23 protein-coding genes are annotated in these 25,955 nt (G+C 71.7%); 13 read left to right on the forward strand and 10 right to left on the reverse strand.

Annotated elements, in window-relative coordinates:
* Position 1 precedes the first annotated feature (1 nt).
* Genes MWM08_RS17275 through MWM08_RS17290 form a run of 4 tightly spaced genes read right to left on the reverse strand, consistent with a single transcriptional unit; the run spans position 2 to position 3,067 of the window.
* Positions 2–796 (reverse strand): molybdate ABC transporter substrate-binding protein, encoded by a 795-nt coding sequence (locus MWM08_RS17275; RefSeq protein ID WP_244407742.1) that lies wholly within the window; start codon positions 794–796, stop codon positions 2–4.
* Positions 793–1,626 (reverse strand): ABC transporter substrate-binding protein, encoded by an 834-nt coding sequence (locus tag MWM08_RS17280; protein ID WP_244407743.1) that lies wholly within the window; start codon positions 1,624–1,626, stop codon positions 793–795. The genes MWM08_RS17275 and MWM08_RS17280 overlap by 4 nt, the downstream gene beginning before the upstream one ends.
* Before the next feature lie 23 nt (positions 1,627–1,649).
* Positions 1,650–2,363 (reverse strand): ATP-binding cassette domain-containing protein, encoded by a 714-nt coding sequence (locus MWM08_RS17285; RefSeq protein ID WP_244407744.1) that lies wholly within the window; start codon positions 2,361–2,363, stop codon positions 1,650–1,652.
* Positions 2,363–3,067: an ABC transporter permease gene (locus MWM08_RS17290; protein ID WP_244407745.1), complete on the reverse strand. Its 705-nt coding sequence runs from the start codon at positions 3,065–3,067 to the stop codon at positions 2,363–2,365. Before MWM08_RS17290 ends, MWM08_RS17285 begins: the two co-directional genes overlap by 1 nt.
* Before the next feature lie 102 nt (positions 3,068–3,169).
* On the opposite strand from MWM08_RS17290, the gene MWM08_RS17295 reads away from it, so the two are divergent.
* The 8 genes from MWM08_RS17295 (at position 3,170) to MWM08_RS17330 (ending at position 11,481) form a co-directional block, all read left to right on the forward strand.
* Entirely contained in the window at positions 3,170–4,051 is an 882-nt protein-coding gene (locus MWM08_RS17295; RefSeq protein WP_244407746.1) for a helix-turn-helix transcriptional regulator, read from the forward strand.
* Positions 4,052–4,412: 361 nt separating this feature from the next.
* Positions 4,413–5,327, forward strand: a complete 915-nt coding sequence (locus MWM08_RS17300; protein ID WP_244407747.1) for an ABC transporter permease subunit — start codon at positions 4,413–4,415, stop codon at positions 5,325–5,327.
* Positions 5,324–6,646 carry a high-affinity branched-chain amino acid ABC transporter permease LivM gene (gene livM / locus MWM08_RS17305; RefSeq protein WP_244407748.1) on the forward strand — a complete coding sequence of 441 codons (1,323 nt, stop codon included), beginning with the start codon at positions 5,324–5,326 and terminating at the stop codon, positions 6,644–6,646. The genes MWM08_RS17300 and livM overlap by 4 nt, the downstream gene beginning before the upstream one ends.
* A 1-nt stretch (position 6,647) precedes the next feature.
* Complete coding sequence (locus MWM08_RS17310) at positions 6,648–7,442, forward strand: ABC transporter ATP-binding protein (RefSeq protein WP_244407749.1); 795 nt, start codon at positions 6,648–6,650, stop codon at positions 7,440–7,442.
* Positions 7,439–8,158, forward strand: coding sequence for an ABC transporter ATP-binding protein (locus tag MWM08_RS17315; protein WP_480460454.1), 720 nt, complete (start codon positions 7,439–7,441; stop codon positions 8,156–8,158). Before MWM08_RS17310 ends, MWM08_RS17315 begins: the two co-directional genes overlap by 4 nt.
* Positions 8,159–8,219: 61 nt before the next feature.
* Positions 8,220–9,860, forward strand: a complete 1,641-nt coding sequence (locus tag MWM08_RS17320; protein WP_244407750.1) for an NAD(P)/FAD-dependent oxidoreductase — start codon at positions 8,220–8,222, stop codon at positions 9,858–9,860.
* Positions 9,857–11,032: a BaiN/RdsA family NAD(P)/FAD-dependent oxidoreductase gene (locus MWM08_RS17325; RefSeq protein ID WP_244407751.1), complete on the forward strand. Its 1,176-nt coding sequence runs from the start codon at positions 9,857–9,859 to the stop codon at positions 11,030–11,032. The genes MWM08_RS17320 and MWM08_RS17325 overlap by 4 nt, the downstream gene beginning before the upstream one ends.
* 53 nt (positions 11,033–11,085) lie before the next feature.
* Positions 11,086–11,481: a hypothetical protein gene (locus MWM08_RS17330; RefSeq protein ID WP_244407752.1), complete on the forward strand. Its 396-nt coding sequence runs from the start codon at positions 11,086–11,088 to the stop codon at positions 11,479–11,481.
* On the opposite strand, the gene MWM08_RS17335 is transcribed toward MWM08_RS17330, so the two are convergent.
* A complete protein-coding gene (locus MWM08_RS17335) occupies positions 11,367–12,404 on the reverse strand; it encodes a LysR substrate-binding domain-containing protein (RefSeq protein ID WP_244407753.1) in 1,038 nt (345 codons plus the stop codon). The two genes, MWM08_RS17330 and MWM08_RS17335, sit on opposite strands and share 115 nt — an antisense overlap.
* Positions 12,405–12,475: 71 nt before the next feature.
* Here MWM08_RS17335 and MWM08_RS17340 point away from each other — a divergent pair, with 71 nt between their 5' ends.
* Positions 12,476–13,123: an SDR family oxidoreductase gene (locus MWM08_RS17340; RefSeq protein WP_244407754.1), complete on the forward strand. Its 648-nt coding sequence runs from the start codon at positions 12,476–12,478 to the stop codon at positions 13,121–13,123.
* A gap of 19 nt (positions 13,124–13,142) precedes the next feature.
* Complete coding sequence (locus tag MWM08_RS17345; protein ID WP_244407755.1) at positions 13,143–13,583, forward strand: ester cyclase; 441 nt, start codon at positions 13,143–13,145, stop codon at positions 13,581–13,583.
* A 3-nt stretch (positions 13,584–13,586) separates the two neighbouring features.
* On the opposite strand, the gene MWM08_RS17350 is transcribed toward MWM08_RS17345, so the two are convergent.
* Both MWM08_RS17350 and MWM08_RS17355 read right to left on the reverse strand, forming a co-directional pair.
* Positions 13,587–16,565, reverse strand: coding sequence for a caspase family protein (locus tag MWM08_RS17350; RefSeq protein ID WP_244407756.1), 2,979 nt, complete (start codon positions 16,563–16,565; stop codon positions 13,587–13,589).
* 130 nt (positions 16,566–16,695) lie between these two features.
* Positions 16,696–17,688: an SH3 domain-containing protein gene (locus MWM08_RS17355; protein WP_244460065.1), complete on the reverse strand. Its 993-nt coding sequence runs from the start codon at positions 17,686–17,688 to the stop codon at positions 16,696–16,698.
* Between the two features lie 220 nt (positions 17,689–17,908).
* Here MWM08_RS17355 and MWM08_RS17360 point away from each other — a divergent pair, with 220 nt between their 5' ends.
* Entirely contained in the window at positions 17,909–19,030 is a 1,122-nt protein-coding gene (locus MWM08_RS17360; protein ID WP_244407757.1) for a branched-chain amino acid ABC transporter substrate-binding protein, read from the forward strand.
* Positions 19,031–19,167: 137 nt separating this feature from the next.
* Here MWM08_RS17360 and MWM08_RS17365 read toward each other — a convergent pair whose 3' ends face one another.
* Together MWM08_RS17365 and MWM08_RS17370 are read right to left on the reverse strand one after the other, a co-directional pair.
* The gene (locus MWM08_RS17365) at positions 19,168–21,198 is read right to left on the reverse strand and encodes an MFS transporter (protein WP_244407758.1); all 2,031 of its coding nucleotides are present in this window, start codon (positions 21,196–21,198) and stop codon (positions 19,168–19,170) included.
* The gene (locus tag MWM08_RS17370; RefSeq protein WP_244407759.1) at positions 21,195–21,929 is read right to left on the reverse strand and encodes a dienelactone hydrolase family protein; all 735 of its coding nucleotides are present in this window, start codon (positions 21,927–21,929) and stop codon (positions 21,195–21,197) included. The genes MWM08_RS17365 and MWM08_RS17370 overlap by 4 nt, the downstream gene beginning before the upstream one ends.
* 207 nt (positions 21,930–22,136) lie before the next feature.
* On the opposite strand from MWM08_RS17370, the gene MWM08_RS17375 reads away from it, so the two are divergent.
* Together MWM08_RS17375 and MWM08_RS17380 are read left to right on the forward strand one after the other, a co-directional pair.
* A complete protein-coding gene (locus tag MWM08_RS17375) occupies positions 22,137–23,693 on the forward strand; it encodes a winged helix-turn-helix domain-containing protein (protein WP_244407760.1) in 1,557 nt (518 codons plus the stop codon).
* Positions 23,694–24,077: 384 nt separating this feature from the next.
* Positions 24,078–25,640: a sulfatase-like hydrolase/transferase gene (locus MWM08_RS17380; protein ID WP_244407761.1), complete on the forward strand. Its 1,563-nt coding sequence runs from the start codon at positions 24,078–24,080 to the stop codon at positions 25,638–25,640.
* A gap of 33 nt (positions 25,641–25,673) precedes the next feature.
* Here MWM08_RS17380 and MWM08_RS17385 read toward each other — a convergent pair whose 3' ends face one another.
* On the reverse strand, positions 25,674–25,844 hold the full coding sequence (locus MWM08_RS17385; RefSeq protein WP_244407762.1) for a hypothetical protein: 171 nt from the start codon (positions 25,842–25,844) through the stop codon (positions 25,674–25,676).
* Between the last annotated feature and the right edge of the window lie 111 nt (positions 25,845–25,955).

Genomic DNA, 25,955 nt, shown 5'->3' on the forward strand with positions numbered 1-25,955 from the left:
ATCAGCGGGCTGGCAGGCCGGGGGCCACGAAGCCGTGGCGATCCAGGATGGCCTGCCCGGCTGGGGACAGCAGGAACAGGGTGAAGCGGACGGCCTCGGGGCGGTCCGAGAGCAGGATAAGCCCGTAATCGGCGCCGACGGACAACGCCTCCGGCACGGCGATCTGGCGCAGGGACGCATCGGCGGCGCGCGCCAGCACGGCATTGGTGCAGTAGGTCAGGAACAGGTCGGCCGCGTTGCGCTCGAACTGCCAGGCATAGAGGTCGCGCCCCTGCGGCGGGCGCGCGCTGTCAGGCCCGCCGGTCAGCAGCAGCGCTTTCGATTCCAGCGCGGCGCGCGCGCCCGGACGCACGGCCTCGGCCCGCCTGAACAGCGCGAAGGCGTAGTCGCCGGCGGGATCGGCGCGCGGCGTGGAGGTACCGAGCCGCACTGCCGGGTCGAGCATGCGCTCCAACAGTGTCGCCGGCGTCACCTCGAGCCCCGGCCGCGCGATGGCGCAGAGCGCGTTGCGCGCAAAGAGCACGGTCGGGCGGTTGCGCTCGCGCCCCACCGCTTCAGGATGCTCCATGTTGGCGGAGGCGAAGACCTCAAAGGTCTCGCCGCCGGCGATACGCTGTCGCAGCAGGCCCGAGGGGGCGTAGGTCTGCGCAACCGGCCCACCGCCCGGCGCGCGCTCGAAGGCCTGTGACACCTCGGCCAGCGCTGCCCTGAGCGAACCGGCGGCCGCGAGGCGTACCGGTTCGGCCGCGGCCGGCATGGTCAACAGCAGCGCCGCGAGAAGTGCCGCGATCCTCACGAGGTCGGCTCGGGCCGATCGGCGTTCGGGAAGAACAGCTGCTCGCCATTGATCTGGTAGGACGCGATGGCGCGCTGGCCGGCGGGCGACAGGATCCAGTCGATGAAGCGCTGCCCGTCGGCGGCCTTCACATGCGCGTGGCGCTGCGGGTTCACCAGCATGACGCCATACTGGTTGAACAGCCGCGCATCGCCCTCGACGAGCACGCGCAGATCCTGGCGGTTGCGGAAGGACAGCCAGGTGCCGCGGTCGGCCAGGATATAGGCGTTCTGCGCCGCGGCGGTGTTCAGCGCCGGGCCCATGCCCTGGCCGACTTCGCGGTACCACTGGCCACGGCCCGCCGCCGGATCGACGCCGGCGAGCTGCCACAGGCGGAGTTCCGCCGCATGCGTCCCTGAACGGTCGCCGCGGCTGACGAAGGGCGCGCGCGCCTCGGCGATGCGGCGCAGCGCGTCGTTGGTGTCGCGCAGCCCGTTGATGCGCGCGGGATCGGCGGCGGGGCCGACGAGGACGAAGTCGTTGAACATCACGTGGCGGCGCGGCCCACCGAAGCCCTCGGCCACGAAGCGCTCCTCGGCGGCCCGGTCATGCACGAACACCACGTCGGCGTCGCCCCGACGGCCGACATCGAGCGCCTGGCCGGTGCCGAGCGCCACCACGCGCACCGCGATGCCCGTCTCGGCCGTGAAGATCGGCAGGATGTGGCGGAACAGGCCGGATTGCTCGGTGCTGGTCGTGCTGGCGACGGTGATGAATCGTTCCTGCGCGAAGGCGGCGCCCGGCAGGATGACGGCCGCGGCAGCGGCGGCGAGGAACAGGCGGCGGAACATGGCGGGTCTCCCGGTTGGGCCCTTCACCACACCAGTTCGCCGCGCAGGAAGGCCGCGGCTCCTGATGTGGCAGGCGTGTTGAAGAAGGTGGCGGCGGGCGTCTGCTCCTGCAGGCGGCCGCGGTCGAGGAACAGCACCTCGCCGGCCAGGCGACGGGCCTGGCCGAGGTCATGCGTGGTCATCACGATCTTGGTGCCGCGCGCGGCGAGCGTGCCGACGATGTCCTCGACGGCGCGCGTTGCCGTCGGGTCCAGGCTCGCGCAGGGTTCATCGAGGAACAGCACCTCCGGCGACAGGGCGGCGGCGCGCGCGAGTGCCAGGCGCTGCTGTTCTCCGCCTGACAGTCGGCGGGCCGGGCGTTCGGCGAGCGCGGCGAGGCCCACCATCTCCAGCGCCGCGCGGGCCCGGGGCTCACGCTCCGCGGCCGCCACCCCGGCCAGCCGCAGCGGATAGACGGCATTGGCCAGCACGCTCCGGCGCAGCAGCACCGGTCGCTGGAACACCATTGCCTGGCGGCGTCCGGCGTCGCCCGCCCACAGGATGCGCCCCGCGCTGGGCGCGAGCAGCCCGTGCAGCAGCCGCAGCAGCACGGATTTCCCCGCGCCGTTCGGCCCGATGATGATGCTGGGCGCTCCTGCCGCCAGGGTCAGCGAGACGTCCGACAGGATGGCGACCCCGCCGGCCGAGAAGCCAAGCCGCTCCGCGCGCAGCGGCAGGATGCTGTCCGGCGCGCGCATCACGCGCCCGTCCGGGCCGCGAAGTCGCGCGAGGCCTGCGCGAGCGCGTTCACCACCAGCACGATCGCCATGAGCACCATGCCGAGTGCGAGCGCGAGCGGCAGGTTGCCCGCGCTGGTCTCGAGCGCGATCGCCGTGGTCATCACGCGGGTGAAGCCCTCGATATTGCCACCCACGATCATCACCGCGCCGACTTCGGCACTCGCCCGGCCGAACCCCGCGAGCAGCACGGTCAGCAGCGCGAAACGGCCATCCCAGAGCAGCGTCGGCACGGCGCGCGTCGGGCCGGCCCCGAAAGAGCGCAGCTGCTCCGCGTATTCCTCCCACAGCCCTTCGAGCACCTGGCGCGACAGGGCGGCGAGGATCGGCGTGATCAGCACCGCCTGGGCGATGATCATCGCACCAGGCGTGAACAACAGCCCGAGATGGCCGAGCGGACCCGAGCGCGAAAGCAGCAGGTAGATCAGCAGCCCCGCCACCACCGGCGGCAGGCCCATCAGCGCGTTCAGCACCGTGAGGATGGCGCCGCGGCCGGGAAACCGTGCGACCGCCAGCAGCGCGCCGAGCGGCAGCCCGACCAGCGCGGCGATCAGCAGGGCGGTGAAGCTGACCCGCAGCGACAGCAGCACGATCTGCGCCACCGCCGGGTCGGCGGTGAGCACGAGATCGACGGCGGTCCGCGCAGCGCTGCCAAGATCGGTCACGAAGGCTCCCTGAACGCCAGGGAAACTGCGGATAGCAACTTCCGACGTCAACCGGGGCAACCGCTTGACACGGCACTGGCATCTGCCGAATTTTGCCACATTATGCCGGATGTCCTGACCCTCAGGGAGACCGCGGAGTTCCTCCGTCTCTCCGAACGCTCGCTGTACGAGCTTGCCCGGACGCGTCGCATTCCGGCGGTGCAAATTGGCGGCAAGTGGCTGTTCCCCCGCCTGCAGCTGGACCGCTGGCTCGCCGCGCAGGCCGATGCGCCCGGCTCGGCGCTGCGCCTCGATCCACCGGCGATCCTGGCAGGCAGCCACGATGCGCTGCTCGACTGGGCGGTCCGCCAGTCGGGCTGCGGGCTAGCGTTGCGCGGCGGCGGCAGCCTGGACGGGCTTTTCGCCCTCGCCGAAGGCGCCGCGATGGCCGCTGCAAGCCACGTGCTGGACCCCGATGCGGGCACCTTCAACGAGGCCGCCGCACGCGATGCACTGCCGCACCGACCCATCGTGGGCATCGTCTGGGCCTGGAGGTCGCAGGGCCTCATCCTGGCCCGCGGCAACCCCCTGGCGATCCGCGACGTCGCGGATCTCGCGCGGCCGGGCATCCGCGTCGCGGGCCGCCAGCCGCGTTCGGGCAGCCACGTGCTGCTGATGCACTTGATGGCCGAGGCCGGCATTCGCCTCGAACAGGTGGGCTTCTTGTCGCAGCCCGCCTTGGCCGAGGACGAAGTCGCGGCCGCGGTCCTGGATGGCCGCGCCGATGTGGGATTCGGAATCGGCGCCGAGGCCGCCGCGCGGGGGCTCGATTTCCTGCCCCTGTTCCGCGAGCGCTTCGACCTGGTGATGGAGCGACGAAGCTACTTTGAACCGCCGATGCAGTCTTTGATCAGGTTCGCGCAATCCGATCGCTTTGCGGAACGCGCGGCCCAGCTTGGTGGCTATGACCTTCGCGAAACCGGACGCGTGGCGTTCAACGTCTGAAGCAGCGGCAGGCCGGCGGGTTGCTGTGCGGGCCTGGCGGTCCTGATGGCGCGGTGCCTGGTCGAACACCACCGATGACGGCGGATGCACCGACGCGCCTTCCCCGCGCTTGCGTAAAGGGTCGCGGGCGTCGGGTCCGAACGCCGTTGCGCAGCGCGGCCCGATACGCTCGATTGGGATCTGGGTACGGCGCCAGCGCCGCCTTTCGCGGCGCGACCGCGCCTCCGCGCTGATGCCCTACCGCTGCGCGCGATGGTTCGATCCCCCCCGGTCGCCGGTGATTCCCCTTCCGACCCCGCAGGCCCTGCCTTAGCCTTGCGCCAACGGGCGGGCCATCCACGGCCGCGGACAGGGGGCGTGCTTGGCCTACGCGTTGCAGCAACTCATCAACGGCATCAGCCTGGGCATGATCTACGGCCTGATCGCCGTGGGCTACACCATGGTCTACGGCATCATCGGCATGATCAACTTCGCCCATGGCGACATCTTCATGGTCGGCGCCTTCATCGCGCTCATCTCGATCGTCATGCTGGTCTCGGGCGGCATCATGGATGGGCCCGCGGCGATCCTGATCGTGCTGCTGGTATCGATGTGCGTCACCGCGCTGTACGGTTGGACGGTTGAACGCGTGGCTTATCGCCCGCTGCGCGGGTCCTTCCGGTTGGCGCCCCTGATTTCCGCCATCGGCATGTCCATCGTGCTGCAGAACTACGTGCAGGTGGCGCAGGGCGCCCGCGTGAAGCCGATCGAACCGCTGCTGCCCGGCGGGGTCGAGGTGCTGCGCGCCGACAGCTTCATTGTCCAGTTTTCCTACATGCAGATGCTGATCATCGCGGTCACGCTTGGCGTGCTCGCGGTCTTCACCTGGTTGGTCACGCGCACGCCGCTGGGCCGGGCCATGCGCGCCTGCGAGCAGGACCGCAAGATGGCATCGCTGCTGGGCATCGACACCGACCGCACCATCAGCCTCACCTTCGTGATCGGCGCCGCCCTCGCCGCCGTGGCAGGCACCATGTACCTGCTGCGCTACGGCGTGATCGACTTCTACATCGGCTTCCTGGCCGGGGTGAAAGCCTTCACCGCAGCCGTTCTGGGCGGCATCGGCTCGCTACCCGGCGCGGTGCTGGGGGGCCTGCTGATCGGTCTGATCGAGACCTTCTGGTCGGCGTATTTCTCAGTGCAGTATAAGGATGTCGCGGCCTTCTCGATCCTGGTGCTGGTGCTGATCTTCATGCCGACCGGCCTGCTCGGCCGCGCCGAGGTCGAGAAGGTATGAGCGGCGAGATCGCCGCCATCACCATGGCGGCCCGCCCGAAGGTCGCCGCCGCCGCGGTGAAGGACGCCGCCATCACCGCACTGGTCGCCTTCGGCCTGTTCTTCATGCTGGTGGGGCTGCGCACCGATGTCGGACCGTCGGGCGGTCTGGTGCTGCGGCAGCGCTGGGGCGAGGTCGCGATCCTGGTCGTGCTGGCCTTCGCGCTGCGCCTCGGCCTGCTGACCTGGCAGGGCCTGCGCGGCGAGGCGAAGCCGCGCACCGCCGCGCGCACGGAGTCGTTGCGCAAGGTCGGCCGCCTGGTCGCGCCGGTCTTCATCCTGCTGGCCGTGGCGCTGCCCTTCATCCCGGGCACCGGGCGCTACGAGCTCGACCTCGGCATCCTGGTGCTGACCTACGTCATGCTCGGCTGGGGGCTGAACATCGTGGTCGGGCTCGCGGGGCTGCTCGACCTCGGCTACGTCGCCTTCTACGCGGTCGGCGCCTATTCCTATGCGCTCCTGGCCACCACCTTCGGATTGTCGTTCTGGATCTGCCTACCGCTGGCGGGAATCCTCGCCGCCTTCTGGGGCGTGCTGCTGGGCTTCCCGGTGCTGCGGCTGCGCGGGGACTATCTGGCGATCGTGACACTGGCCTTCGGCGAGATCATCCGCGTCGTGCTGATCAACTGGGCGTCGCTCACGGGCGGGCCGAACGGCATCACCGGGATCCCGCGCCCGACCTTCTTCGGCCTGCCCTTCAACATGTCGGGCGACCCCGACAGCTTCGCCGGCTTCTTCGGGATCGAGCCCTCGCCAGTGCATCGCGTGATCTTCCTGTACTACCTGATCCTCGCACTCGCGTTGCTCACCAACTGGGTCAGCATCCGGCTGCGCCGCCAGCCGCTGGGCCGCGCCTGGGAGGCGCTGCGCGAGGACGAGATCGCCTGCCGCGCCCTGGGTATCAACGTGACCACCACGAAGCTGACCGCCTTCGCGCTGGGCGCAATGTTCGCCGGCTTCGCGGGGTCCTTCTTCGCCACGCGCCAGGGCTTCATCAGCCCGGAGAGCTTCACCTTCATCGAGAGCGCCATCATCCTCGCCATCGTCGTGCTGGGCGGTATGGGCAGCCAGATCGGCATTGCCATCGCCGCACTTGTGATGATCGGTGGCTTCGAGGTGTTCCGCGACCTCGATGAATGGCGAATGCTGGTGTTTGGTGGCGCGATGGTGATGATCATGGTGGTCCGCCCGCGCGGCCTGGTGGGCAGCCGCACGCCGACGGTCGCCTTGGGCACACGGCGCGCCATCGGTGCCGAACACGTCGCCGAAGGACGCGGCTGAGGTGGCGGATCCGATCCTCCACGCCGAGGCGCTCACGATGCGCTTCGGCGGCCTCACCGCCGTCGATGCCGTGACCTTCACCGCCGCGCGCGGCGACATCACCGCCATCATCGGCCCGAACGGCGCGGGCAAGACCACAATGTTCAACTGCATCACCGGCTTCTACCGCCCGACCGAGGGGCGGCTGCGCCTGTTCCGCGACGGCACGCCGGTGGAATTGCAGGCCCTGCCCGGGCATCGCATCGCGCAGGCAGGTATCGCGCGCACCTTCCAGAACATCCGCCTGTTTCCCGGCATGACGGCGCTCGAGAACCTGCTGGTCGCGCAGCACAACACGCTGATGGCCTCGACCGGCTTCGGCATCGGCGCGCTGCTGGGCGCGCCGGGCTATCGCCGGGCGGAGAAGCTTGCGATCGAGAAGGCGCGGCATTGGCTGGAAGCGACCGCGCTGATCGAGCGCGCCGACGACCCGGCCGCCGCCCTGCCCTATGGCCAGCAGCGGCGGCTCGAGATCGCGCGCGCCATGTGCACCGACCCGCTGCTGCTCTGCCTGGATGAACCCGCCGCGGGGCTGAACCCGCGCGAATCCGACGAGCTTTCCGCCCTGCTGCGCCGGATCCGCGACGGCGGCTGTTCGCTGCTGCTGATCGAACACGACATGGGCGTGGTGATGGGTATCTCCGACCGCGTCGTGGTGCTCGACCATGGCCGCAAGATCGCCGATGGCACGCCGGCCGAGGTGCGCGCCGACCCGCGGGTCATCGCCGCCTACCTCGGCGAAGGGGACGACGAATGACCGCCCCCATGCTGTCGATCGAGGGCGTCTCCGCCGCCTATGGCGCCGTACAGGCGCTGCGCGACGTGACCATCAGCGTGGCGCCCGGCGAGATCGTGACCCTGGTCGGCGCGAACGGCGCGGGCAAGTCCACGCTGCTGATGACGATCTGCGGCGACCCGCGTGCGCGCGCCGGGCGCATCGTCTTCGAAGGCCGCGACATCACGGAACTGCCGACGCACCAGATCATGCGCCTGGGCCTCGCGCAGGTGCCGGAAGGCCGGCGCGTCTTCCCGCGCATGTCGGTGATGGAGAACCTGCTGATGGGCGCGCAGGTGGCCGGGCATGATCCCGCGCCGCTGCTCGCGCAGGTCTTCGCCCTGTTCCCGCGGCTGCAGGAACGCCAGGCGCAGCGCGGCGGCACGCTGTCGGGTGGGGAACAGCAGATGCTCGCGATCGGCCGCGCGCTCATGTCCAAGCCGCGGCTTCTGCTGCTGGACGAACCATCGCTGGGCCTGGCGCCGCTGATCGTGCGGCAGATCTTCGCCGCCATCCGCGACCTGAACGAACGCGAGGGCCTGACCGTCCTGCTGGTCGAACAGAACGCCAACCAGGCGCTGCGCCTCGCGCATCGTGGCTATGTGCTGGTGAATGGCCGAATCACCCTGACCGGCACCGGCCGCGACCTCCTGGCCATGCCGGAAGTCCGCGACGCCTACCTCGGCGGATCCCACTGATCCGGGATGAATTGCGGAGAGGGGCGGCACCCCTCTCCGCCCCTGTGCTATAGCCGCCCCAATGCTGCGCCTGACCGACCTGAAACTCCCGCTCGACCACCCGCCCGAGGCGCTGGAGGCGGCCGTGCGTGCACGCCTGGCGCTCGACGGCGATGCCTTGCGCGCCGTCCACATCGCCCGCCGCGCCTGGGATGCCCGCCGGCGTTCCGACATCCACCTGGTCTATTCGGTCGACATCGAGGTGGCGGACGAGGCCGCACTACTGGCCCGTGCCGCGCGAGACCCTGCGCTGGCGCGCGTGCTGGGCCCCACGCCGGACACGCGCTATCGCCATGTTGCGCGCGCGCCGGCCGGCGGCTGGCAGCGCCCGGTGGTGATCGGCACCGGCCCCTGCGGCATCTTCGCCGCCCTGGTCCTCGCCGAGATGGGCTTCCGCCCGATCGTCCTCGATCGCGGCAAGGTGGTGCGCGAACGCACCAAGGACACCTGGGCACTGTGGCGCCGCCGGGATCTCACGCCGGAATCCAACGTGCAGTTCGGCGAGGGCGGCGCGGGCACCTTTTCCGACGGCAAGCTCTATTCCGGCATCAAGGCGCCTGAGTCGGTCTCGCGGAAGGTGCTGACGGAGTTCGTCGAAGCCGGCGCGCCGGAGGAAATCCTGTACGTCGCGAAGCCGCATATCGGCACCTTCCGGCTGGTGACGATGGTGGAATCGCTGCGCGCCAAAATCGAGGCGCTGGGCGGCGAATACCGCTTCGGCACGCGCGTGACCGACTTCGTCATCGAGACCGGGCGTGACGGGGTGCGCCGCATCCGCGGCGTGGAGACGCACACCGGCGAGACCATCGCGACCGACCATGTCGTGCTCGCGATCGGACATTCGGCACGCGACACCTTCGCCACGCTGCACGACCGCGGCGTGTTCGTCGAAGCGAAGCCGTTCTCCATCGGCGTGCGCATCGAACACCCGCAATCCATCATCGACCGCGCGCGCTTCGGGGATTCCGCGGGGAACAAGATTCTCGGCGCGGCGGACTACAAGCTGGTGCATCACGGCAGCGGGCGCAGCGTCTATTCATTCTGCATGTGCCCCGGCGGCACGGTGGTGGCGGCGACCTCCGAACCCGGCCGCGTGGTGACCAACGGCATGTCCCAGTATTCGCGCGCCGAGCGCAACGCCAATGCCGGCATCGTCGTGGGCATCACGCCCGAGCAGGACTACCCCGGCCATCCGCTGGCCGGTGTGGATTTCCAGCGGCACTGGGAGGAACGCGCCTTCGTCGCCGGCGGCGGCGACTACAGCGCGCCGGCGCAACTGGTCGGCGATTTCCTCGCGGGGCGTCCATCGACATCGCTCGGCGGCGTGGTGCCGTCCTACAAGCCGGGTGTGACGCCGACCGACCTGTCGCTCTGCCTGCCCGACTTCGCGGTGGCCGCGATCCGCGAGGCGCTGCCCGCCTTCGGCCGCCAGATCCGCGGCTTCGACATGGCGGAAGCCGTAATGACGGGGGTCGAGACGCGCACCTCCTCGCCCATCCGCATCAAGCGCGACGTCGCCTGCGTCAGCGTCAACACCCAGGGGCTGTATCCGGCCGGCGAAGGCGCCGGCTATGCGGGCGGCATCTACTCCGCCGCGGTGGACGGCATCCGCGTGGCGGAGGCGGTCGGGCGCGCCATGGCAGGGCTGGCGGCCGCGGCGTGACGTCCTTCGATGTCGTGGTGATCGGCGCCGGTGCCGCCGGCATGTTCGCCGCCCTGCGCGCGGGGCAGCGCGGGCGGCGCGTGCTGCTGGTCGATCACGCCGACGAACCGGGCAAGAAGATCCTCATCTCCGGTGGCGGTCGCTGCAACTTCACCAACACGGGCTGCGTGCCCGACCGCTTCCTGTCGGCCAACCGACATTTCGCGCGATCCGCCCTGGCGCGCTACACGCAGCAGGACTTCGTGGACCTGGTGCGCCGGCACGGCATCGCGTTTCACGAAAAGACGCTCGGGCAGTTGTTCTGCGACGGATCGGCGCGGCAGATCGTGGCGATGCTGCTGGCGGAATGCGCGGCCGTCGGCGTCGACCTGCGGCTGCGCCACCGCGTCACCGACATCACCCGCGCGGAGCGCTTCGCCATCGCCACCGACCGTGGTGCGTTCAGCGCGGAGAGCCTGGTGCTCGCCACCGGTGGGTTGTCGATCCCGAAGATGGGCGCGACGGGCTTCGCCCATGATGTGGCGCGGCGTTTCGGCCTGCCGCTGGTCGCGCCACGCCCAGGACTGGTGCCGCTGACCTTCGATGGGGCGGTGCTCGACCTGATGCGCCCACTCGCGGGCGTGGCACTGCCGGTGCTGGCGCGTGCCGGACGCGCGGCGTTTCCCGAGGCCATGCTGTTCACCCATCGCGGCCTGTCGGGGCCGGCCGTGCTGCAGGCCTCGTCCTATTGGCAGCCGGGCACCGCCGTGACGATCGACCTCGCGCCCGGCCTGGATGCCGCGGCTTCGTTGCTGGCCGCCAAGCGGGCGCGGCCGAAGGCGGAAGCGCGCACCATCCTGGCCGACCTGCTGCCGCAGCGCCTCGCGCAAGCCCTGGCAGGGCTGCACCTGCCACCGCGCGTGATGGGCGAGCTTGCCGATGCGCCGCTGAAGTCGCTCGGCGCGCTGCTCAACCGCTGGACGCTCACGCCCGCCGACACCGAGGGATATGCCAAGGCCGAGGTCACACTGGGCGGCATCGACACCGAAGCACTGTCGCAGCAGACCATGATGGCGAAATCGGTCCCTGGCCTGTTCTGCATCGGCGAGGCGGTGGACGTTACCGGCTGGCTCGGCGGCTACAATTTCCAATGGGCCTGGTCGAGCGGCTGGGTGGCGGGCGAGGCGGCGTAGCGCGGCTGCCGCCTGCGCTGGATTTTCCCGCCGGACGACGCCACATCCTTTGCATGCGCGCCCTCTCCCTGCTCGTCGCCCTCACCCTCGCGGCGTGCGCCACCCCGGCCGGCTTCGACGCCCGTATGCAGGGCTTCGTCGGCGTCACCGAAGGCGACCTGGTGCAGGCGCTCGGCGTGCCCGATGGCGACTTCACAACGCCCGACGGGCGTCGCTTCCTGCAATACGAACGGCTCGGGACCGCGGCACCCACGCCGGCGCCGGTGCTTGGCCTGGGCGTCGGCGGCTTCGGCTGGCGCGGCGGCTTCGGCTCGGGCGTGGGGATCGGTGCCGCCTATCCGGTCGTCGCGCTGCCGCCGCCGTGTTCGGTGACCTTCGAGATCCGCGCCGCGCGCGTGGCGTCCTTCACCCGGCGTGGACCTGGCTGCGTGGCGACGCCGCCGGATTGACCCGGCATCGCGGCATCGATCCGCGATGCCGCCTCGCGAACCACACCGCGCAGCCAGGCTGCACCCTGGTCCTCCCGCGCGGCCGCGGGCCAGAGCATGGTCACGCGCCAGGTTGCGACCGCAACCGGCAAGGTGAAGACCGCGAGGCCCATCGGGCGCGCCAGCCGCGCCGCCACGCGCATCGGCACCGCGCCGACCAGGTCGGACTCCGCGACCACGCCGAGCAGCGCGAGCATATGCGGCACGGTCAGTGCCACGCGACGCACCAGGCCCCGCGCCGACAGGGCCGCATCGACCTCCCCGGTGCGGTCGCGCCGCGTCGTCACCAGCACATGGGAGGCCGCGCAGAACGCCGGCAGCGCCACTGCGCCATCCACCAGCGCCGGGTGGCCCACCCGGGCGACGCCGACGAAGGCCTCGGCAAACAGCGGCGTCATGACGGCCGCACCGGGCGGTTCGGGGAACACGCCGAGCGCGGCATCGAGCGCCCCGCGCGCGAGCAGGGCGGGTACGTCGTCCTTGGCATAGCCGACCACCTGCAAATCCACGCCCGGCGCCGCCCGGCCGATCGCCGCCGCCACGGTCGGAAGCAGCACCAGCGAGGTGTAGTCCGTGCTGGCCAGCGCGAAGCGGCGCGTGGCAACGGCCGGGTCGAAGCGCGCCACGGGTTCGAGCGTGCGGCGCAGTTCGGCCAGCGCCGCGGCGATGCCAGGCGCGAGTTCGAGCGCGCGGGGCGTCGGGCGCATGCCCTCGGGTCCGCGCAGGAACAGCGGGTCGTGGAGCAGCCCGCGCAGCCGCGCCAGGGCAGCACTCGCCGCCGGCTGCCCGATGCCCAGCCGCCGCGACGCCAGCGTGACGCTGCGTTCCGCGAGCAGCGCCTCGAAGGCCAGCAGGAGATTGAGGTCGAAATCGGCCAGCCGCATCACTGCGAATGATAGCCGATGCCAAGCCTATCGATTTGAACAAATGCGCCGCACCGCCCTTATCGGACGGCATGAACGCAACCGACCGGCAGCCTCGCTGCATGATCGTGGGCTTCGGCCCGGGCCTCGGCGCGGCGATCGCGCGCCGCTTCGCGCGGGACGGCTTCGCCGTGCTCGGCCTGGCGCGCGATCCGGCGCGGCATGCCGCCCTTGCCTCGCCCGGTGTCACGCTGGCCGCGGCGGATGCGGGCGATCCCACGGGGCTCGCCGGCGCACTCGGGGGCGGCGCGGATGTGCTGGTCTACAACGCCTATCGCGCGACCATGGTCGCGGCACCGTCAGCGTTGGACCCAGCCGAACTCGCCACGGATTTCGGGGTGAACGTCGCGGGCGCGCTGGCCGCCGTGCAGGCGGTCCTGCCGGGGATGCGTGAGCGCGGCGCCGGCAGCCTGATCTTCACGGGCGGTGGGCTCGCGTTGGACCCCACCGGGTGGTTGCCGGCGGCGTCGCTCGCCATCGGAAAGGCAGGGCTGCGCAGTCTCGCGCAGGTGCTGCACGCCGAACTCGCGCCGCAGGGCATCCATGCCGGCATGGTCACGGTGGCAGGCACCGTCGCACCCGGCACCAGCTTCGATCCGGACCGCATCGCCGAGGCGTTTTTCGACCTGCACCGCGATCCGCCGGGCGCCTTCCGCGCCGAGATCATCTTTCGCGGCTGACGAACCGAGGAGACCCCCGATGACCGACCCGCTGGGCACCGTACGCCGCTTCGTCGAGGACTTCCTCGGCCGCGCCGACCTCGCCGCCGCCGATGTCACCGCCGACCCGCGCATCCAAGGCATCACCGGGCTCAAGCCGATGGGGCCGATCGACGGGCTCGCGGAGTACAAGGGGATCATCCAGGCCTTTGTCGCCGCCTTCCCGGCGGAGGAACCGGTGCGCATCATCGACCAGTTCGCCTCGGCGGATGGTACGCGGGTGGTGACGCGCTTCCACTCCCGCCAGCGTCACGCCGCGGACTTCTTCGGCGTGGCGGCGACCAACCGCGTCATCCTATTTGACGAGACGCATGTGGCCCGGCTGCGCGACGGTCGTATCGTCGAGAACATCGTCAGCGCGACGAACCTGGAGTTCGAGATGCTGATGGCGCCCGTGCTGGCGCCGATGATCCTGCGCTGAGCGCTACCGCTGCACGACCGCCAGCGGGAAGGATCGCAAATCCCGCTGCGCCGCGCGGAACACCGCGTTCTGCTGATGCCCCTTCTCGCGCGCCAACTGCGGCACGCGGCGCATCACCCATTCGCCGAGTGCGAGCGCCGTCACGCGCCCTTCGGCATCCACCGCCGCGCGCCCGCGCAGCCCTTCCATGAGCGCATAGGCAAACACGCCGTTGCGGTCGTCATAGGAATCCAGCGCTTCCTGCACGGAGGACGACGCCGCGAGCAGGAACCGACCGGTGTCATTGCCGATCGCCGCCAGCTGGTCGATGTCGATCTGCCCGGCGTAGCAGGTGTCGATCATGATGAAGGCGTCGCGCGCGCGGATACGCGCCAGCGCCGCGACCAGCGTCGCGTCATCGAGCCCCTGCTGGCGCAGCACGGTCATGGACGACGTGTCCCGCACGTCGGCCGGCAGGAACAGGAAGCGGTTGCCCGGTTGCGCGACGATGCCGTGGCCGGCGATGTACAGGATGAAGGTATCCGCCGGCGCGGTGTCGCGTGCCGCGGCGGCCAGCGCATCCAGCACGCCGCGCCGCGTCGCGCGGTCATTGGGCAGGATTCGGATGTCGGTGTCGCGGAACAGGCCCGCCCCCGCGCTGCGCATCGCATCGCCCACGGCGCGCGCATCGGGCGCCGCGAAGCGCAGGTTCAGGTCGGCCTGCGCGTATTCATTCACGCCGATCGCCAGCACCACAAGGCGGCCAGCGCCCGGCGGCGCCTCCGGCTCGCCTGGCCGGCGCAGCACCATCGCCGGCCCCTCGGCGAACAGCGCGCCGTCGCTCGCGTATAGCCGCGTGGCGACGCGGTTGGTCCCGGCATCGAGCGGCACCTCGACACTCGCCTCGCCCACCGCGGGTTCGGCGCGCGCGGCGATGCGGTCGTTCACCAGGACATCGAGCGGCCCGAAGCCGAGCCCGCGATCGGTCGCGGTAAAGGCCATGCGCAGCGCGGTGGCACCCTCGGGCAGGGCGCGCGCATCCCAGGCGATGCTGCGGCATTCGCTGCCCACCACGGCACAGAGTGAACCGCCGGCCAGCGAAGGCAGCCGCCCGATCCGCTGGCGTACTTCGCCCAGCTGGGCCAGGCGTTCCGCGGCCGGTGCGAAGTCGCCCGCGATCTTCCCGCGCACCGCGCGCGGCGCATACAGGGCGCGATAGGCCTGCTGGAAGGATGCCCATTCCGGCGTCTCGTTGCGGCGCCCGTTCAGGTGAACGCCGACCAGTTCCTGCCCGCCATTGGGCGCGTGGTCGAACAGGCCCTCGGGCGTCCAGAGCACCCAGCGCAGCGTCTCGGCATGGACGAACAGCGCCGCCTGTTCGCGCAGCGCCCCGGCCTCGAACCGGTACCAGCGGATGGTGCCGTCGCCGAGTGCGGCGACACCCATGTCGCCCGCCACGCTCACGCCCCACACCGCGCCCGGAGTCGGTACGGAATCGACCAGCCGTCCCTGCGCATCGAACAGCCGCAGGTGGTTGTCGGTGCCGAGCAGGAAGCCGTCCTCGCGCACCAGGATCGCGAGGCTACGCGCGAATTCCCCTTCCCCGAGGCGCAACGGCACGTTGCCCAGCCGCGGGCGGTTCGAATTCTGCCAGTCCAGCACGCGGATGCGTGGCGTCTCGGTGCGCGCGGCGTAGAAGCCGGCCTCGCCACCCCAGGCGGACAGGTTGCCGGTCAGCGGGTCGAAGACCAGCGGCGCGCCGCCGGCACGCAGCGTGAAGCGCACCTGCGTGCCATCCGCCGACAGCGCGAGCGTCACGCCGGTATTGCGGAAATCCCCGCCGGGCGGGCGCGGCGCGGTCGCCACCGTGCCGTCGGGTGCCAACCGCCCCCATCCCGGATCGGCCGCCGCATAGACCAGCCCGCCCTGGGGCAGCGGCAGCAGGTGGGAAATCGCATCGCGCGAGGCCGGGATGTCGGTGAAGCTGCCATGCCCGAAATCCCCCCAGCGGCGGATCACGAATTCGCGCCGCGTCTCGGGCGGTGCGACGGCGGCGGGGGCCGGGGCAGGCGTCGGTGCGGGCTGCTGTTCGCGCACCGTCAGGCCGCGGCCGCCCTGGCTCGAGCCCGAGGACCCCACGGCCGGCGGCGCGTTGCGCGTCGGCTGTGCCACGCCGGGCGCGGGGGCGCGGTTGTGCCGGGCATAGCCAGCCGCGTGCAGCTGCACGCCGCCGCGCCCGTCATGCGCCCAGGCGACGGCGGGCAGGCCCTCGCCCGCCAGGCCCGCGACATCGGGCACGAAGACCGTGCGCAGGTCGGCGGTGGCCAGTACTTCGACCCGCAGCCGGTCCTCGAAGCCCACCGCGACCAACGCACCATCGGGCGAGAAGGCGATGCCATAGGCGCGCGCGCCCTGCACCGGCGTGCGCTGCGCGATCCGCCGCCCGTCCGGCGCATGGATGCGCACCGACCCGTCGGCGGAGCTGGACGCCAGCCGCCCCTGCGCGTCGAAGGCCACCATGCGCACCGGCGCGGTGAAGGACGTGTCCTCGAACAGCAGCCGGCCGTTGCGCGCGTCCCAGACCTTGATGCCGGCGCGCCCGCCCAGCGCCGCCGCCAGGCGCGTGCCATCCGGCGAATAGGCCAGGTGCTGCACCGGCGCGGCGAGGCCGGGCAGCCGCGCGAACAGGCGGCCGGTGCGGGCATCGAAGATATAGACGGCGAAGCGCCCGTCCCAGGATGGCGCGGTGAAGCCGCCGGCGGCCACGCGCGCGCCATCGGGCGCCATCGCGACGGCATAGAGTTCGCCCTCCGGCCCCGGCCCCATGGGCGGGCGGATGGTCAGCCCCGGCGTGCCGTCCGGCAGGTTCCACAGCCGCAGGGTCTTGTCGTCGGACACGGTGGCGAGCACCGATCCCGCCGCGTCGATCGCAAGCCGCCCGACCGAGGCGATATGCGCCCCGGCATCGATCAACAGGAAGGGCTGCTGCGGCGGTTCGGCCACCGCCTGAACATGCGCCGGTGTGGCCGGCAGCACCGCCAGACCGAGCGCAAGGCAAAGGGCGCCGAGCCAGGATCCTGGCCGGCGCCCCGGGCGTCGCTGCTCGGTCAGACGGGGCAAACGCGGCCCTGCCTCAGGCCGGCGAGAGTTCGAAGCCCTGGCCCTGCGCCAGGCGGTCGGCGTTCTGCACGCTCTCGCTGAAATTGTCGCGCCGGGCGATGTTGGTGGCCGCCAGCTGGCGGAATTCGCCCTCCTGGCCACGGCCGCCGACGCCCGCCGTCGGGCTGCCCAGGCCGCGCACGCCCACCGCGCTGGCCGGCACGAAGCCGACCACGCCCGACGACGTCTCAACCTGCGCGAAATTGCCTTCGGCCGGGCGCACCGTGACGCGCTCATTGGGAGCCAACTGGCCGATCTGCGCGGCGCCGCCGTCCGGGCGGATGCGGATGGGCGCCGAGACGCGCGCCGAGGTCGGCTGCGGCGTGGCGGTCCGGCGCGCCTGCACCGTGCCCTTGGTGCCCGGCGCGATGGTCTCGATCGCGGTGTCGAATTCGCCGCCGCGGGTGCCGATCTTTTCGTTGATGCTGCGCGCCAGCGCCACGTCCCGGCGCATCAGGTCGCGCTGGTAGGTCATCAGCGCCATGCCCTGGTCTCGCGACATGCGGCCCGAGCGCACGTCGGCGCGGATGCGGTTGGCGGTGTTCACGCGGCAATCGACCAGCTGGTTGAAGGCGAGCTGAGTGGCTTCCAGCTGCCGGTTCTCGTTGCGCAGGTCGCCGCCCACCGCTTGCACCAGCGCGCCCTGGTCCTGCACCTGGCGCTGGCGCGCCTGCAGGTAGCCCGCGGTGCCGCCGATCGCCGCACCCGCCAGCGCGCCGATCGCCGCCCCGACCAGGATGTCGGAGCCGCGCCGCCCTGTCGCAGCCGCGATGCCCCCGCCCGCGATCGCCCCGGTCACGCCACCGACCGCTGCCCCGCGCAGGATATCCTCGCCGTAGAAATCCCCGGTGCTATCGAGCTGCACCACGAAGGCGCGGCAGGCGTCGCGCCCGTCATCCACACCGATCCGTCCGGCCTGCGTGGACACGCAGCCGGCCAGCATGACGGCCGCTGTGATGCTGGCCACGGAACGATGCAGGGTGGAGCGCATCAAAAATACTCCCAGGGGGACTGTATCGGGACAGCGTAACAGCGCCGCGTGCATCCTGCCAGAGCAACCCCCGCCCGAAACGTGCGCAAGGTCACGCTGGGCAAGCCGGCCTGCGCTCCCGTAGGCTGCCGCCCATGGCCACGCCCGCGCCATCGTGGCGCATCGGGCGGCCGGATCTGGCAAGAAGGACAGGGACATGCTCACGACACGCAGGCTGGTGCTGGGTGCGGGCCTCGGCACGCTGGCCATCGGACGCGACGCCTTGGCACAGGGGGCCGCGGGGCCCATCCGCATCGCCACCGCCGGGCCCATGACCGGGCAATACGCCGCCTTTGGCACCCAGATGCGCGAAGGTGCCACCCAGGCCGTGACCGACATCAACGGCGCGGGCGGCGTGCTCGGCCGGCAGCTCGCGCTGGAAGTGGGCGACGATGCCTGCGACCCGCGCCAGGCGGTCTCGGTCGCCAACCAGCTGGCCGGGCGGCGCGTCAGCTTCATCGCCGGGCATTTCTGCTCCGGCTCGTCGATCCCGGCGCGCGATGTCTATGCCGAGGAAGGCGTGCTGCAGATGTCGCCAGCCTCGACCAATCCGCGCTTCACCGACGAAGGCAAGTGGAACACCTTCCGGGTCTGCGGGCGCGACGACCAGCAGGGCCAGGTGGCCGGACGCTACATCCTGCAGAACATGCGCCAGCGGCGCGTCGCGATCCTCCATGACAACTCCGCCTACGGAAAGGGCCTGGCGGACGAGACCAAGAAGGCGTTGAACGCGGGCGGCATGACCGAGGCGATGTACGCGGCCTACACCCCGGGCGAGCGCGACTACAACGCGCTGGTGTCGCGCATGAAGGCGGCCAACATCGATGTCATATACCTCGGCGGCTACCACACGGAAGGCGGGCTGATCATCCGCCAGGCCAAGGAGCAGGGGATGAACGTAACGCTCATCGGCGGCGACGCGCTGGTGACGAACGAGTTCTGGCAGATCAGCGGCGCGGCCGGCGAAGGCACATTGATGACCTTCAGCTCCGACCCGCGCCGGCGCCCGACCGCAGCCGAGGTTGTCGCCCGCTTCCGCGCGCGCAACGTCGATCCCGAGGGCTACGTGCTCTACACCTACGCCGCGATCCAGATCTTCGCGGCCGCGGCGGCCAAGGCGAACACGACGGATGCGCGGCGCCTCGCCGCGGTGCTGAAGGCGGACGGGCCGTGGCAGTCGGTGCTGGGGCCGATCTCCTTCGACGCGAAGGGCGACGTCACCACGCCGGACTACGTGTTCTACGTATGGCGCAACGGGTCCTACGCCGAGATCTCGTGATTCCTGTTGCACCGGCGCGGTGCTGCCGTGCAGCATCGCGGCGTCAACAACCGAAAGGAGGTGATCCGGTGTCTCATCGCTTCAATCGGGCCGTCGCGCCCGTGGCCCGGATCACTGCGGGCGCCTGACCACCAGCCCTAATGGGGCGGTGGCGCGGGCGATGCCTGCAGGTCACCAAGGGCTTCGCGGGCCGGCTGCCGGCCATGCGATGGGAAGGCCCCGGGGGAAACCCCGGGGCCTTCTGCGTTCAGAACGCCTGGCGCCGGCCGTGTTTCCCGCGACGCGCCGAGCAAAGCCGCAAGGCACGCCGGCAGGCCCCCAGGCGCGGCAAAGCGCGCGAGGGTCTCGCACAGATGCGGCGCGCGGGACGGCCAGGCTTCCGCGGGTGGCGGTGGCGCGCCCGCCCGGAAGGCGGCCGGCCCGCCGGGGTAGATCACCGCAGCGGCCGCGAGGCGCGGCCCGGTCGCGCCCAGCAGCCGCGCCGCCCGTGCCTCGTCCAAGGCGTCGAGGACGCGCGCCGCCTCCGGCCCGAGGCCGATCGCGACCACCACGCCGGCCCCGGCCTCGTGCCGCAGCGCCGCCAGTGCGCCCAGTACCTGCGCACCCGGCACGACCGGCGCGGCCGCACATGGGCCGATCCCGCCGCCGCGCCCATCCGGCAGTTCGAGCACCGCGGTCTGTTGTGCGATCAGCACGGCCAGCACATCGCCGCCGGCACCCTGCGGCCCGGCCAGGATGACGGCCGCATCGCCCGCCTGCCAGTCACGCGGCAGGTTCAGCACCAGCAGCCGCGAACAGGGCACCGCCTCGCCGGGCTCAAGGGCAGGTGTTGCCCAGAGAAGATCCATCGTCGTGACCTCGCCCCGAGCCGGCACGGCCAGCAACAGCAGCGCCATCAGCGCGGGCACGGCGACGGGGCGCCGGGCCGGCAACGACGCGATGCCGGGCGGTGGCTTCACCTGCCCGAAGGGCGGGTCGTCCGTGGTACGCGACACGCGCGCCAGCAGCACCGTCCCGGCCAGGCCCAGCAGCGCGACGACGACCAGCGGCAGCGTCGGCCCGAGCCATGCGATGCCGGCGACCAGCAGCGGCGGTGCCAGCAGCAGCGACGCGCCACGGCTCGTGTACAGCACCCCGAGCACCGCGCCGACCGACCGCGCGCCGAAGCTGTCGGCGCCATAGGCCGGCAGCAGCGCCACGAAGCCGCCCTGCAGCGCGCCAAAGGTCAGCGCGAAAGCCTGCAGCGCGGGTTCCGTCTCCGCCAGCGCCCAGCCCAGCATGCTGGCGGCCATGCCGATGCAGCAGGCAAGGAAAGTGGCGCGCCGCCCAATCCCGTCCGCCACCACCGCGATCAGGAAGCGACCGGCAATCGTGCCGAGGCCGATCAGCCCCAGCAGCGCCAGCGCTTCGCCCCGCCCGATGCCAAGGTCGCGCGCAGTGCCCACCAGCAGCGCATGCGGCAGCGTCGCCGGAATCGACACCAGCAGCGTGCCGGCCCAGGCACGAGCGAACGCACGGCTGCGCACCACATCGGGTAGCAGCACGACCGGCTCGCGCGGGGCAGGCCGCGGTCCACCGGATTGCAACAGCAGCGCGCCCAGGATGCCGGTGCAGGCCACAAAGCCGGCAAACACGACGAAGCTGGTGCGCCAGTCGAAGGCGGCGAGCAGCGCCTCGGCGGCCGGCGGCACCAGCGCGGTGCCCACGCCGATGCCGCTGGCGGCGATGCCGGAGGCCAGGCCGCGATACGCATCGAAGCAGCGCTGCACGGCCGCCATGGCGGGCACATAGGCGAAGCCGGTGCCAAGCCCGATCAGCAGCCCGTAGCCGGCATGGATCTCGACCAAGGACCGCGCGGAGGCCGCCACCAGCAGCCCGATGCTGACCAGCACCATGCCCGCAAGCGCAGGAACCCGCGGCCCGATCCGGTCGGCAAGCGGCCCACTGACCGCGCTGACCAGGAAACAGGTTCCTCCGCTCAGGGCATAGACGACGGAGACGGACACCATGTCTGCCTCGAAGGCCGCGGCAATCTCGTCGTTGAACGCGGCGTAGGAGTATATCGCGCCGAAGCCGGCCAGCACCACGAGGAACGCACCGGTCACCACGCGCCAGCCAGCCAGGACATGCCCGCGCCGCCGCGCCGCGCCCGCCTTGCGCCGGCTCACGGCGCGGTGCCGAGCAGGGCGGCCACGATCCAGTCGGCCACCACCTCGGCCACCGCGGCGGTGGCGATCGGGTCAGGGGTGGCGCGCCGCCGCCCGTTGCCGGACGGGTCGGGCAGCAGCGCGCCGCCAGGGGCCGCCACCACCGGCACGTCCCAGCCATGCCCGATGCCGGGCAGCGGCAGGCGTTCGACGCCCCGCGCACCGTCGAGCGCCGCGCACGCGGCCGCATCAGGCGCAGCGAGTCCATGCACCAGCAGCGTGCGCCGCCGCAGGTCCGGCAGCGCGAGGCCGCCGCAGCCCGGGTCGAGGGCCACCACGGGCGCGTCGATCACCGTCATCGCCACCCGAGCGCCGGCACCGAATCCGATCACGGCGATCCGGCTGCCGGACAGCTGGATCTGGCTCTCGGCCCATTCGCGCGCTGCTTCCAGCGCGTCGGTGCCGGGTGGCGGGCGGGTGGATGGGCGGCTGCCCTCGCCCTGGTCCTCGATACCCAGCACCAGGCTCGCAAGGCCACGGCGCGACAATGCGTCGACATAGGGCTCGCTGCGGCCGAGTTCGCCGGTCGCATCGGGCAGCAGCACGACCAGGGGCGCCGCCGGGCCCGGCAGGGTCACGCTGGCGAGCAGCCCGCCCGGCAGGCCGGCCGCGAAGACCTGCGGCTGCGCCGTGGCATTGGGCGCCGGCGCGCCGAGCGCGGCCAGGAAAAGGGCGGGAAGGACGAACCGCATGGCACTGGCTCCGCATCACGCGCCCGACTGGTCGGGCTGGCGGAACCTTTCAGTGTCGATACAGCAGCGTCCCGAAACGCATCCGAAGCCTGTCCGAAACCTGGCCGGGAGCGCCTGCGGGAGTGACCTGCGTCACCGCGCTGGCGGATGTTGCAGCGCACCAGTTACTGTATGGCGGCACGTCGGACGCTGACCTTGGAACGCCCCATGGCCCTCTCCGCAACCGGCACTTTGCTCGGCGGCGCGCTGTTGGACGCCGAGCGCGGCGTGCTGCGCGCGGCCGACGGCACGGCCACGACGCTGCGGCCGAAGACGCTCGAACTGCTGCAGCTTCTGGTGCGCCGCGCCGGCCGGCTGGTGCTGCGCACCGAGATCCTGGACGAGGTCTGGCGCGACCTGCACGTGACCGACGACAGCATCACCCAATGCGTGGTCGAACTGCGCCGCGCGCTCGGGTCCGATGCCGGCATGCTGCGCACCATCCCCAAGCGCGGCTACGTGCTGGAATGCGCGGAGATGGCGTCCGCGACCGAGCCCGCGCCCGCCATCCCCGCCATGGCCGCCGCTGTTGGCGTGCCCGTCGTCGCGGTCATGCCGTTCCGCCAGGAGGCGCCGGACAGCGGTCTCGCGACCTTCGGCCAGGGCGTGCTCGAAGGGGTGGTCGGTGCGCTCGCCGCCTTGCGCGAACCGGTGGTGATCTCGGCCAATACCACCGCACAGCTCGCGCAGTCCGAGACCGACCCGCGCACCATCGGGGCGCGGCTGGGGGCGGGCTATGTCGCGAGCGGCTCGCTGCGGCGCGCGGGCAGCAGGCTGCGCCTGACGGTGGAGCTGGCAGATGCGCGCAGCGCCGCGGTGCTGTGGCAGCGGCCCTTCGATATCGACGACACCGACGGCTTCGACGCGCAGGACCGCATCGCCGCGGTCATCGCCAATACGCTGGCGCCGCGCGTGCACACGGTCGAGCTGACCCTCGCCCGCCGCGCCCGCCCTGCCGAACAGAGCGCCTATCACCTGCTGCTCGAGGCGCGACAGGTGATGTTCCGCATGACCCACACCGCCTTCCATGAGGCGGGGCTGCTGCTGGCGCTGGCGCAGGCGCGCGACCCCGCTTCGGCCGCCGTGCGGGCCGAACGCGCGGCCTGGCACGGGCTGCGCATCGGCCAGGGCTGGGCCGAGGACCGCGAGGCCGAGACCCTGGCCCTGGAGCAGGCGCTGGCCGATGCGCTCGATCGCGATGGGGCGCAGCCGCGCGCGCTCGCCATGCTCGGGCACAATCACACGATCCTGCGGCGGCGGCACGACGATGCGCTGGTGCTGTTCAACCGCGCGCTGGCGGCCGCGCCCAACGATGCCGAGGCGCTGATGTGGACGGCGCCGACCTTCGCCTACCTCGGCGACAGCCGGGAGGCGATCCGCCGCGCCGAGCGAGCCATGTCACTGTCGCCCGAGGACCCATTTCTCTTCCGCTACCAGCATTTTCTGTCGATCGCGCACTACGCGGCGGGTGAGTTCGATGCCGCGGCGAAGTGGGGCATCAGCGCCGAGCGGGCCAACCCGAACTACACCTCGAACCTCAACGTGACGGCGGCCTCGCTCGCTGCGATCGGGCGCCTGGCCGAGGCCCACCACCTGGCGCGACGCGTGCGAGAGATGAAGCCCGGCTACCGCGTCTCGCATATTCTCCCGCGCCTGCCGTACCGGGACGCAGCCATCCGGCAGCGTTTCGGCGAACACCTGGTGCTGGCGGGCTTCCCGGCCTGAGCGCCGACCGCGTGGACCCCGAGGACGGACGAAGGAGACGGCGATGTCGGGCTTCTCGGGCGATGGCGGCTTCGGCGGCGGGCGCGTCCATACTCTGCCGATGGCAACGCGGCCGGAGGCCTTGGCGGCGGGCAGTCCGCTCATTCTCAACGCGTCGAAGGCCGGCTCCCCGCCAGGCAGCCTCGTCGCCGCAGCTGCGCGCCACGCTGGTGCTGGCGCAGTTCGCGAAGCTCGACGGGGCCGGCTGCGCGGCGGCCGCAGTGCCGCCGCGCAACGTGGCGCCCGCGGCCGACGGGTTGCGGGCATCCCGGCGCATGAAGCCGGCTCCGCCGCCGGACCGATGTTGGTCTAGGGTGCCCGCGCGACCGCGCAGCAGGACCCCACATGACCATCCGCAACGTGCTCTACATCATGTGCGACCAGCTCCGCTGGGACCACCTGGGCTGCGCCGGGCACCCCTTCCTGCGCACGCCCAACATCGACGCGCTGGCGGCGCGCGGGGTGCGGTTCGGCCAGGCCTATGTGCAGTCCGGCATCTGCGGCCCGTCGCGCATGAGCGCCTATACCGGGCGCTACGTCTCCTCGCATGGCGCGACCCACAACCGCGTGCCGCTGTCGGTCGGCGAGGTCACGCTGGGCTGGCACCTGCGCGAAAGCGGGCGGACGCTCACCGTCGCCGGCAAGACTCACATGCTGCCCGATGCGCGCGGCATGAAGCGGCTGCTGCTCGATGGCCAGGACGAACTGGCGGTGCTGCTGCGTGAGGGCTGGTTCATCCTGGTCGACCGCCATGACGGGCATCACGCCGAAACCGACAGCGCCTACGCCGACTACCTGCGCGCCAACGGCTACGACAGTGCCGACCCCTGGACCGACTACGTCATCGCCGTGACGGACGAGACGGGCGCCACGCGCAATGGCTGGAAGATGCGCCACGCCCGCCTGCCCGCCCGCGTCCGCGAGGAGCACAGCGAGACCGCCTACACGACCGACCGCGCCATCGCCTTCATGGAGGCGCAGGGCGACACGCCATGGGTGCTGCACCTGTCCTACGTGAAGCCGCACTGGCCCTATATCGCGCCGGCGCCCTACCACGCCATGTATGCACCGGATCAGTGCCTGCCGGTGGCGCGCGACCCGGCCGAACGGGGCAATGCCGCGCATCCGGTGCTGCGCGAATTCCAGGCCGAGGAAGTCGCACGTTCCTTCCAGGACGATGATTGCATCGCGACGGTGCGCCCGGCCTACCAGGGGCTGATCGCGCAGCTGGACCATCATCTGGGCCGCGTCTGGGCGGCGCTGGAACGGCTCGGGCGGTGGGACGACACGCTGGTCGTGTTCACCTCCGACCATGGAGACTACCTTGGCGACCATTGGCTCGGCGAGAAGGAACTGTTCCACGACTGCATCCAACGTGTGCCGATGATCGTGGCGGATCCGTCGCGCGATGCCGATGCCACGCGCGGCACCGTCGATGATCGCCTGGTGGAGGCGATCGACGTGGTGCCGACCATCCTGGACGCGCTCGGCCTTGATCCGGCGGAGCACCTGATGGAGGGCCGGTCCCTGCTGCCGCTCACGCGCGGCGGCGCGCCGGCCTGGCGTGACGCGGTGTTCAGCGAGTTGGACTGGACCTTCCGCGGGGCGCGGCGGCGCCTCGGGCTGCGCACGGGCCAGCATCACGCGTGGATGGTGCGCACGGACCGCTGGAAATACGTGCACTGGACCGATGGGTTCCGGCCGATGCTGTTCGACCTGGCGGCTGACCCGCAGGAATTCCACGACCTGGGCGCCGACCCGTCGCTCGAGGGCGTGCGCGAGGCGATGCGCGCGCGGTTGCTGGCCTGGTTTGCCGGCCTCAAGCGTCGCACGACGCTGACCTGGGCGGAGGCCGAACTGCGGACCGACCGCCACAAGGCGGCCGGGGTGTTCTACGGGGAATGGTAGCGCGCCCGCGGCACCGCCGGCGCGCGGGCCACCTCAGCGGGCGATGAAGCCGTCCGGCCCGTCGCTGGTATCCTCGGGCAGGTCGGCGGCGAGGTCCTGCACCACGGCGGCCACCCATTCCTCGGCGGTGGTGCCGAGGGCCGCGGCGCGGCGAGCGATCTCCTCGGCCAGCTCGTCGGGCAGTTCCACTCTCACTTCGGTCATCCGGGCTGCTCCTGCGGCGCGATTCGGCGAAGCATAGTCTGCAATCCGTTTACGGCGCCTTTGCGACCTCGGCATGGGTGCTGCGTGCGCAGCGTGTGCGCCATCCGGGTC

This window comes from Roseomonas fluvialis (genome assembly GCF_022846615.1).
Taxonomy (GTDB): domain Bacteria; phylum Pseudomonadota; class Alphaproteobacteria; order Acetobacterales; family Acetobacteraceae; genus Neoroseomonas; species Neoroseomonas fluvialis.